This is a genomic window from Vibrio kagoshimensis (assembly GCF_050337535.1).
Taxonomy (GTDB): Bacteria; Pseudomonadota; Gammaproteobacteria; order Enterobacterales; family Vibrionaceae; genus Vibrio; species Vibrio gallaecicus.
This window is the reverse complement of sequence record NZ_JAKJSZ010000027.1, coordinates 44,564-54,147: the sequence shown is the minus strand read 5'-3', so window position 1 is coordinate 54,147 and position 9,584 is coordinate 44,564. Positions and strand designations below refer to the sequence as shown.

At 40.8% G+C, this 9,584-nt stretch carries 6 protein-coding genes; 4 read left to right on the top strand and 2 right to left on the bottom strand.

Annotated features, from left to right (window positions below; translation table 11 throughout):
• Positions 1-85: 85 nt before the first annotated feature.
• Positions 86-1,228 (bottom strand): acyl-CoA desaturase, encoded by a 1,143-nt coding sequence (locus L4C37_RS20340; protein WP_137375245.1) that lies wholly within the window; start codon positions 1,226-1,228, stop codon positions 86-88.
• 164 nt (positions 1,229-1,392) lie between these two features.
• Here L4C37_RS20340 and L4C37_RS20335 point away from each other — a divergent pair, with 164 nt between their 5' ends.
• Positions 1,393-1,941 (top strand): GNAT family N-acetyltransferase, encoded by a 549-nt coding sequence (locus L4C37_RS20335; RefSeq protein WP_137375244.1) that lies wholly within the window; start codon positions 1,393-1,395, stop codon positions 1,939-1,941.
• Positions 1,942-2,094: 153 nt separating this feature from the next.
• On the opposite strand, the gene ylqF is transcribed toward L4C37_RS20335, so the two are convergent.
• Positions 2,095-3,030, bottom strand: a complete 936-nt coding sequence (ylqF, locus tag L4C37_RS20330) for a ribosome biogenesis GTPase YlqF (protein WP_137375243.1) — start codon at positions 3,028-3,030, stop codon at positions 2,095-2,097.
• Between the two features lie 809 nt (positions 3,031-3,839).
• Here ylqF and L4C37_RS20325 point away from each other — a divergent pair.
• The 3 genes from L4C37_RS20325 (at position 3,840) to L4C37_RS20315 (ending at position 9,507) form a co-directional block, all read left to right on the top strand.
• Positions 3,840-5,930: a TonB-dependent receptor gene (locus L4C37_RS20325; protein ID WP_429769735.1), complete on the top strand. Its 2,091-nt coding sequence runs from the start codon at positions 3,840-3,842 to the stop codon at positions 5,928-5,930.
• 87 nt (positions 5,931-6,017) lie between these two features.
• Positions 6,018-7,793, top strand: coding sequence for an ABC transporter ATP-binding protein (locus L4C37_RS20320; protein ID WP_429769733.1), 1,776 nt, complete (start codon positions 6,018-6,020; stop codon positions 7,791-7,793).
• Positions 7,786-9,507 carry an ABC transporter ATP-binding protein gene (locus L4C37_RS20315; protein ID WP_429769731.1) on the top strand — a complete coding sequence of 574 codons (1,722 nt, stop codon included), beginning with the start codon at positions 7,786-7,788 and terminating at the stop codon, positions 9,505-9,507. Before L4C37_RS20320 ends, L4C37_RS20315 begins: the two co-directional genes overlap by 8 nt.
• Positions 9,508-9,584 lie beyond the last annotated feature (77 nt).

The window sequence follows — 9,584 nt, the reverse complement described above, 5'->3', positions numbered from 1 at the left end:
ATTCATAATATTATAGCTGTTAATAAAAAAGCCTCTTAATAAGAGGCTTTGAATCAAAGTAATAATTATTTAGATAAATCCAAATCTACGCGTATTGCTCCACAGTCATTACCCAATTTTTCTTTTGCTGTTCGAAGTTCATTTTTATTTGTTGGTAACGAACTTTAAGTAATGAGTGTTCATATTTTTTCACGACATCTTCACGCTTACTTTCTAAAAGCTGTTTTTTAACGGCGTAATACTCATTCATATTGGATACTAGAGCATCAAACTCTAACTGAAGTTTTTCTGAAATTTGTTGTTTGTCTGCTCGGTGCATGATTTTTTCTTGAGTCACTTTGAGCAACATGGATGCTTCAGCTTTCTCGATTCTAGCTTGAGGAGTCACTCGCAATTTTGTCGCAAGCCCAAACCATGAAGATAGTTTGATGACCCATTTTGTTGGATCATATTGCCACCAATAAATACCATTTCGGTAATCGTTCTCGAAGATATGGTGAAAATTATGGTAGCCCTCACCAAAAGTTAAGAATGCAAGAATCCCGTTATCTCTAGCTGTATTTTTATCCGTAAAAGGTTGGCTACCCCAGATATGAGCTAAAGAGTTGATAAAGAAAGTTGTATGGTGGTTTAGTACTAAACGTACAGCGCCAACGATGAGAAGCATGCCAATCACGTCGCCATGAATAATGCCTAAACCAATAGGAACACCAAAGTTCATGATTAGTGCGAGCGGTACATAATATTTATGCTGCCACATTAGAACTTTGTCTTTCTTCAAGTCACGGCAGTTAGCGTAATCATCTGTTGCTGCTGTCTTGTAGTTACGTAACATCCAACCAATGTGTGAATACCAAAACCCACGCTTTGCTGAATAAGGGTCTTTATCATTGTTATCAACATGCTTGTGATGAACTCGGTGATCAGAAGACCAATGCAATGCACTGTTCTGCAGAGCAAATGCGCCTCCTAAGGCAAATAGGAATCGTAAGCTTGAATGTGCTTCAAATGCTTTATGAGACCACAAACGGTGGTAACCCGTGGTGATGGAAAGGTTACAGAAGCTAAAGCATATCGCGAGCCATATCCAGTGCTCCATGCCGTAGCCATTAAAGTAGCCGTAGATAGGCGCAGCAACCACAGCAAGCAACATGCTGAAAGAGAAAATAAAAATGTTAAGCCAAATTAGCGGCGGCCTTTCCGTTGGTTGTGTTTGAGTAGGTTTCATACTAAATTCCATTGAGCTTACAACTGTTCGCTAGAATATCAGCGTACACGTGTAAGTCAATATTGAAATTGTAAACTGTGATTAGTATGTTTTGCTTCAAATACCTGTATAGTTAGTATTAAATGTAGAATGAAGCAATAAATGGAAGTAGTAAGGGCTAATAAATGGAAATTAGAGTAGCTGAATATAAAGATTACGAGCGAATTGCACAGTTACACGCAGACAGTTGGAAAAAGTATTACCGCGGTATTTTGGCTGATGAATACCTAGATAATGATGTATTGGATGATCGATCAGTCATTTGGCAAACACGTTTAATAAACCCACCTTTTAATCAACATGTACTGTTGTTAGAAGAGGGAGGTTTACTGATTGGCTTTGTATGCGCATTTGGAAATCACAGCTTTGAGCGTGGAACGTTTATTGATGCGTTGCATGTTGATAGTAACTTCCGTGGCAGAGGGGCTGGGAAACGCCTTTTAGCTGAATTAACAGATTGGCTACAACATTACTTTAATGATTCAGGTTTGTATTTAGAAGTGATGTCTGCGAATACGCAAGCGGTTGATTTTTACCAATCTATTGGCGGAAAAGAAGAGTTAGAACAAGTTTGGAATGCACCTTGTGGAAGCCAAGTAAATGAGAAAGTTTATTCATGGGCTTCACCGAGTGACTTAGCGGTTAAAACCAAGCAGGTTGAGTTTTCAGAATAAATTAAGTTGCTGAGCTAATACCAACTTACGGAATGGTAATTCACTAAACAGCAACTCATTAAATCACAGTACACAATGATAAAAAGCCCCGCGAAACTGAATAAGTTTGCGGGGCTTTATTATTTGAATCCGGAAAGAACTTAAAAAATTAACTTATCGTTTGTTCTTTAAGTAACGTTTACGACGTTCTTCTTTCTTCTTGATTTGTTGTTCAGCTTTTAGCGCAGCAGCTTTTTCAACTTCAACCAATTCATGAGTAATCATCTCTGGCAGTTCTAGCGTGACTTTGCCTAAAGTACCGTTGCGAAGCTCATGAAGTAGAATTTCAGAACATTTGTGAATATCTATATGACCACCAGCACGAAGTGCGCCACGTTTACGGCCAATAGCTTCCATTAATTCAATGTCAGATTCTGGGAGATCTTCAATTTGGTAGCGTTCTTGAAGTAGGTGAGGGTATTGTTTTGCTAAATACTCGACTGTGTAAAATGCTACTTCATCGTACTCCATTGCCGTGTCTTTAACCGCGCCTGTTGCAGCTAAACGGAAGCCACTGTGCGGGTTTTCCACTTTAGGCCAAAGGATTCCTGGAGTATCGGAAAGGATTACGCCGTTCTGCAAATTGATACGTTGTTGGCGACGAGTTACCGCAGGTTGGTTACCAGTTACCGCAATCGTACGTCCAGCCAAACAGTTGATGATGGTCGATTTACCCACGTTAGGGATCCCCATAATCATTGTGCGAATGTTCTTGCCCATCTGTTCACGGTGTGGTGCTAGCTTACGAACTAGCTCCATAACGTGGTTGACTTCGTCTTTGTTGCTTGTGGTAATCGCAATCGCTTTAACGCCTTGCTCTTTCTCAAAGTGTTCAATCCACATTTGTGTTAATTCAGGATCAGCAAGATCGCGCTTATTCAGCACCTTAACAACAGGCTTATCGGCTTTGATATCCGCAATCATCGGGTTTTCAGAACTAAACGGAATACGCGCATCTAGTACTTCAATGATGACATCAATTTTTGGGATAACTTCTTCGATTTCTTTACGGGCTTTGTGCATGTGGCCCGGAAACCATTGAATAGACATAGAGATAAACCTTGATAAACATATTTGCTGCACATTGTAAGGCTTCAATAGAAGCTGTAAAGGCATATATCTTCGAGAGCTTCACTTTAGGGCAGAATGTTTAAAGCAGTGCAGGTGTTTGTTTATGCACCTGCACTTGTTGCTATGGGCAATTCTCAGCATTAGCTCAATGATTATAAAGATACAGAACTCAAATAAGCAGCAATATCGACCACAGCAGCATTCATGGGTGCCAGTGATAGCGATATTCTTTATTGTGATTACTTCAGAGAGTGCAGGTTCATTGATGTCTCAAATCTATGATAATTTTCAGGCGTTCAAGACGGCATCATCGAGTTAATTGGGTATAAACTCAACTTGATGGGGGGGAACTTAAGAGATGGTATTGGGCTTATTATCCTAAAGTTTGTTGCTAGACAATGCCATTATTTCCTGTTGATCCGACTTACTGCTAGGCTAACTGACTTCGATAGTTAATGAATCTCTTAGTGAGCCTAATGACCATGTACAACAGGGTAAATGCTGTCAGTATACCAGTCAAAATTCAGGTCAATTGTTGTAACGTTTCCATATGACACACCAATTTACCATACCTTTAGCACCTTGAAGCATAATGGGTGCCTGATGCCCAATAGCTCCCCCTATAGTATTAAATCAAAACACATACTTTCTAAGAGTACGTTTATCAATTTGTAATTCTTGTAGTGATTGAATTGTTCCGTCCAGTGATGTTTGTTGTATTTTAATGAGAATAATATTCATTTAATATTTCGCTAATTTTTATGAACCAAGCGATAGAGATTTATCTAATGAATAACTTCACAGTAGTAGGAGCCGCAATTGCTGGGCTCTTGGGTACTTTACCTGCTATTGCAATCGAAAATGTTGATGAGACGATGATTGTGCAGGCAGCCCGAGTAGATAAAGATATTAAAGATATTCCACAGAGTATGGATTTTTTGACGTCGGAAGATATGGAGACGCAGCGATATCGGACGGTTGCTGATGCTATAAAGTCGATTCCTAACATGTCGATGTCTGATATCGCCGGGGACTACAATTATGTTCAAGTACGCGGATTACCAAGAAATTTAGAGCAAGCCAATGTACCTATTTACGTTGATGGAGTGCCACAAACTAGCTTATATGGTCTGAACTTATCACTGGTCGATGTGGAGTCAATAGAGTTCCTAAGAGGACCTCAAGGAAACATATATGGTAGTAATGCCCGAGACGGTATTATCGTTATTACGACTAAAAAACCAGATAATGAACCTACTACTCGAGTAAAGCTTGGCGTTGCTAATTATAATGAAAAGAGCGCTCAGGTTTTGGCATCGAGTGCACTCATTGAAGATCAACTTAGTGCGAAAATCGCAGTGAATCATCTAGAACGCGATGGCTTTGTCAAAAACACCCATTTAGGGAAGTCGGTGGATGACAAAAAACAAAATAATATCGCGATAAGCTTATATTGGACTCCAAGCGAAGATTGGTCCGCAACCTTGTATATGGATTACGGTGAAATTGATGGTGGCGCTTACCCATATGTGCCTGAGTCTTCAAAACTAAACCGCGGGGATGATCTTAAGACAGCGTTTGATGTTGAAGGTGTATTTGACCAAACATCAAAAGGGATGGCGTTAAATGTAGACTGGAATCTTACCCCTGAGTGGACGCTAAGTTCTGTTTCTGGGTATCGAAAGATTGATACGTTCGGTCGCTTTGACGCTGATTTAGCCGTTACAGCTGATGCAGCTTCAACCTTGGTTGACACTTGGATAAGAGAAAAAGATTACTTTCAAGAGGTGAGACTTGCCTCGACACCTAATGAACTGCCTATCGATTGGATTGTTGGCGCTGCATATTACAAAGTAACAGAAGACAACAATAATCAAGCGGCAATGAAAGTGTCTAATATGGCATTGACAAAAACGGCAGGTGATTTTGAACGAGATACTTATACTGCTTACGTTGATGCGATTTGGCGTTTTACACCTACATGGTCATTAAACTTAGGTGCTCGTTATACAAAAGAGAATTATGAGATAGATTCCTCTTTCTACAATATGTTTCTAAATCCAGCTCAAACTCAAGATGATTACAAAACGGATTACTCTGAGTTCATGCCAAAAGTTGCGGTATCAAAAGATTTTGGACGGGATCACACGATCTATGCAAGCTACGGGGAAGGGCTTTTAAGTGGTGGTGGTAGTTGGATGGCTGAAGAAACCACTGCTGCTGGAGAGCGTTTGGGTTACGGAAAAACATACGCTCCGGAAACAAGCAAAGTCGTCGAAGTGGGTTATAAAAGTTATTGGCTTGATCGCACAGTAATGACCAATATAAACCTATTTGATGCCCGAGTGGAAAACTTCCAATACGCGTACCCTGATGCTGGTGGCAATACACGCATCGCAAGCATACAAGAAGTGCGTTCTCAAGGTATTGAAGGCTCTATTTCAGCCTTGTTAACGGATGCTTGGCAAGCGGCACTAAGATTTGGCTTTAATGACGCTAAGATTACCCAAGTGGATGGTTACACTGGCGCAAGTATGGCCGAAGGCAATCGAGTGCCGTATGCCCCTGAACATAATGTCCATTTTGAAACGACATATTTTGCTGATATTAACGATGATTGGAGTTTTACACCTTCTATGAGTATGGGGTACTTCGGAGAAGTGGCTCAAGATGGACGAGGTGAGAAGTTCCAGAAACCTTACTTGGTCGTGAATGCCAACCTTGATTTTTCATATCGAGATGATTATTCAATCCGACTGTGGGGGGCGAATTTAACCGATGAGCGCTATCAAACTTACTCTGTGAAATGGGGTAGTAGTAACTACAGTACCTATGGAGAGCCGTTAAGGTTTGGAGTGGATTTAGAAGCAAAATTCTAACCAAGTAAATTAATGAGTGTGCATACGCTTACTTGATTTCAGGCAGCATGTCATGTGCTGCCTTTCTCGTGTTAAAAAGGAATTATTATGCAGCAAGCCGATTCGCATCCCCTAAAATGGTTATTCAACCAATGTAAAGCTCAACAATGGATGCTTTGGTTGGCGATTCTATTTTCGTTGACCGCAGCTGTCCTTGCCCTCGGACCTTATTATGTTGTCTATTTAATTGTTGATAAATTGATAGCGGGCGTAGGATGGGACCAACTTTGGTCGTTATCGATTATTGCGCTTTCTATCATGGTTGCACGTTACTTATCTTTATTGATGTCAGTGTACTTGTCTCACCACTGTGCTTTTCATATTCAATATAATATTAGGCGCTCGGCAATAAGTCGTCTTTCAAAAACAAGACTCGGTTTTTTTAGTCAAAAAAATAGCGGAGAGTTGAAAAAGAATCTGACGGAAGATATTGACCGTATCGAGGTATTCATTGCACATCAACTCCCTGATTTGGTGTCTTCTTTTATTATTCCGTTGGCGACGTTCATTTTGTTAATGGTGATTGACGCCAGAATGGCGCTAATAGCATTAGTACCTATTCCCCTCGCTATCCTATGTCAGGCAGTGTTGTTTAAAGACTATAAATCGAAGGCTGAGCAATATCATGAGTCCGTCGAAAAACTAAACAGTTCTGTGACAGAGTTTATTAGAGCCATGCCCGTTGTTCGTTTATTTGGTATTGGTGAGCGTTCTTACAATCAGCTAGATAATGACATACAGAACCATAAGAAATACATCGAATCATGGACCAAAAGCGCGGGTTGGCCTTTCGCTTTATTCAAAATCGTTTTGAGTTCTGGACTTGTCTTTCTCGTGCCTTCCGGCTTGTATTTTTGGTTTCAGGGTTCGCTGAGTGTTTCAAGCTTTTTGCTGTGCATTCTGCTCGGTGTAGGTATGTTAGAGCCGCTGTTTAATCTCACGTTATTGAGTACGTATCTTGGGCAAGTGTTTGAAGGTGTGGCGCGTTTAATCAAAATAGTAAATCTGCCTGAATTGGAGGGCATCGCGAGTCAACCCGAAATACGTCACCATGACATAGAATTTAACAGTGTCGACTTTTGTTATGAAGAGCAGCAACGAAAGGCGATCAGTAATGTGAGTTTCACGTTACCTTCAGGGAGTCTTACTGCCATCGTTGGTCCTTCTGGGGCGGGGAAAACCACCTTGGCTTCTCTGTTAGCGGGTTTCTGGCCTTTGACTGGTGGCGATATTTTGATTGGCGGACTCCCATTATCAAAGATGTCTGAAGCGAAGCGTATGGATACCATGGCTATGGTTTACCAAGACTCCTTTGTATTTACTCATTCTGTATCTAGTAACCTTTCCATGGGTAAACATTATTCAATGGAGGCCATTGTTGCCGCGGCAAAAGCGGCGAATGCTCATGATTTTATCTGCCAGCTTCCAAATGGGTATGACACTGTGATTGGCCAAGATACACGACTCAGTGGTGGTCAAAAGCAAAGGTTATCGATTGCTCGTGCGATATTGAAAGATGCGCCAATCATCATTTTGGATGAGCCGACCTCTCATTCCGACGCCACCAATCAAAAGCTTATTCAAAACGCCTTGAACAAACTGATTGTAGGTAAAACAGTGATCATCATTGCTCACCGTCTTGTCACGATTCAGAGGGCGGATCAGATACTCGTTATGGATGATGGGAAGCTTATTGAGCAAGGGACACATGGTCAATTGATCGAACTTGATGGCTTGTATGGCTCAATGTGGCATAAGAGTCAAAATGCGCAAAAGTGGTCAATGACTAATAAAGCAAAGAATGAGGAGATGGATTGTGCTTAATCAAATAATGCGTTTATCTGGTTGCTCGATGGCAACGATTGGGAAAAATATAGCCGTCGCGATAGCAGATGCGGTCACTATGATTGTGCCAAATTTTTGTGTGTTCTTTATTCTTGCCGAAATGTTGGATCCAACGCCATCTAAAAATCACCTTATTTTTTACTGTTTTCTCATTGTGGGTTGCTTGTTTGCTCGATTGATTGCAGTGAAATTGACTTTCACTACACACAGTGAATTTAGTAGCCGTTCGGGTTATGAAATGCGGAAAGATATGATGAAAAAACTCACCCGCATTCCTTTAGGTTCATTACTCTCTATGGATTTAGGAACCCTTAATAATACGTTATTAAAAGACGTTGAATTTACAGAGCATACATTATCACACGTTTTTAGCTATGTGCTTGGTATTGCCTGTGTGCTTGTTTTGTTAATGATGGGTCTATTCATGTTTGATTGGCGTTTGGCGTTGAGCATGCTTATTGGTTTTCCTGTCGCAATAGCCATGTTTGTGTTCTTGTCTCGTTTAAGTCAAGAGGGCAAAGGCAAACTGTTTCGAACCGCAGATAAATTGAGCAGTGCAATATTCGAGTACATTATGGGAATACGAGTACTTAGAGCGCACGGACAAGCTGATGGAGAGTTTCTAGAACTTGATGAAAAAATGAAAAGTGCGCGAGATGCTCACTTAAAATATGAAATGAGAGCCAGTTTGGCCCCAGCCACGTTCATTATTTTTTCTGAGGCAGGCTTTGCCAGTTTGATTATGTTTGGGCTTTATTCCATATGGACAGAAACGCTCTCTATTACTGTTTTTTTGTTGTTCTTACTTGTCTCAATGCAATTCTATCGTCCACTTACTCAACTCGCGATTTTACTGACTCAGTTTCAGTACTTTAAGGTGTCGATGTCTCGTATTGAAGGGGTATTGGAACAAGACGAACTGATCGAAGAGACTAAGACAGTACCGGAAAATATAGGGCATGAAGTGAGTTTCAGTAATGTACATTTTCGTTATAAAGATACACCGCTTTTCAATCGTATGAACATTACTTTTCCTGAGCGCTCGGTAACAGCGATAGTGGGGCCGTCGGGATCCGGAAAATCAACAATGATGAGTTTGATCGCTCGTTTTTGGGACACGGAGGAAGGCGCGATCACTATTGGAGGAAAAAACGTAAAAAGCATGAGTCAAACCGAGATTTCTGAACATATCAGTATGGTTTTTCAAGAGGTCTACCTATTCGACGATACTATCTATAACAACGTGGTGATGGGGCAGGAAGTTTCACCAACAAAATTAGAGCAGGTTTGTCGTCAAGCGCAATGCTGGGAGTTCATTCATCGTTTTTCTGATGGGTTACAAACGGTTGTCGGAGAGGGAGGAATGAGACTCTCCGGAGGTGAAAAACAACGAATCTCCATTGCAAGAGCACTGTTAAAAGATGCACCTATTGTGCTGCTTGATGAAGCGACTGCGGCGTTGGACGTGGGGAATGAGGCGCTGATACAACGCGCTATTTCCTCTTTGGTCAAAGACAAAACAGTTATACTGGTTGCGCATAATTTATTGAATGTGATCCATGCCGATCAGATTGTTGTCTTGGAGAATGGCGAGATAGGAGCGGTTGGAAACCATGATCAGTTGATAAAATCATCAGATGCATATCAAACATTGTGGAATGACCAGTTGGAGTCACAAGGATGGAAAGCTTAATGTTCTGTTTAATTTGATTTATTCAGGTCTGTGTAAACCTCAATGTAATTGATAATAATTATCATTTATTGTACTTT

Excerpts from the sequence above, each read along its gene's own strand:
- L4C37_RS20340 (WP_137375245.1), bottom strand. The coding sequence starts at position 1,228 with ATGAAACCTACTCAAACACAACCAACGGAAAGGCCGCCGCTAATTTGG.
- L4C37_RS20335 (WP_137375244.1), top strand. The coding sequence starts at position 1,393 with ATGGAAATTAGAGTAGCTGAATATAAAGATTACGAGCGAATTGCACAG.
- ylqF (WP_137375243.1), bottom strand. The coding sequence starts at position 3,030 with ATGTCTATTCAATGGTTTCCGGGCCACATGCACAAAGCCCGTAAAGAA.
- L4C37_RS20325 (WP_429769735.1), top strand. The coding sequence starts at position 3,840 with ATGAATAACTTCACAGTAGTAGGAGCCGCAATTGCTGGGCTCTTGGGT.
- L4C37_RS20320 (WP_429769733.1), top strand. The coding sequence starts at position 6,018 with ATGCAGCAAGCCGATTCGCATCCCCTAAAATGGTTATTCAACCAATGT.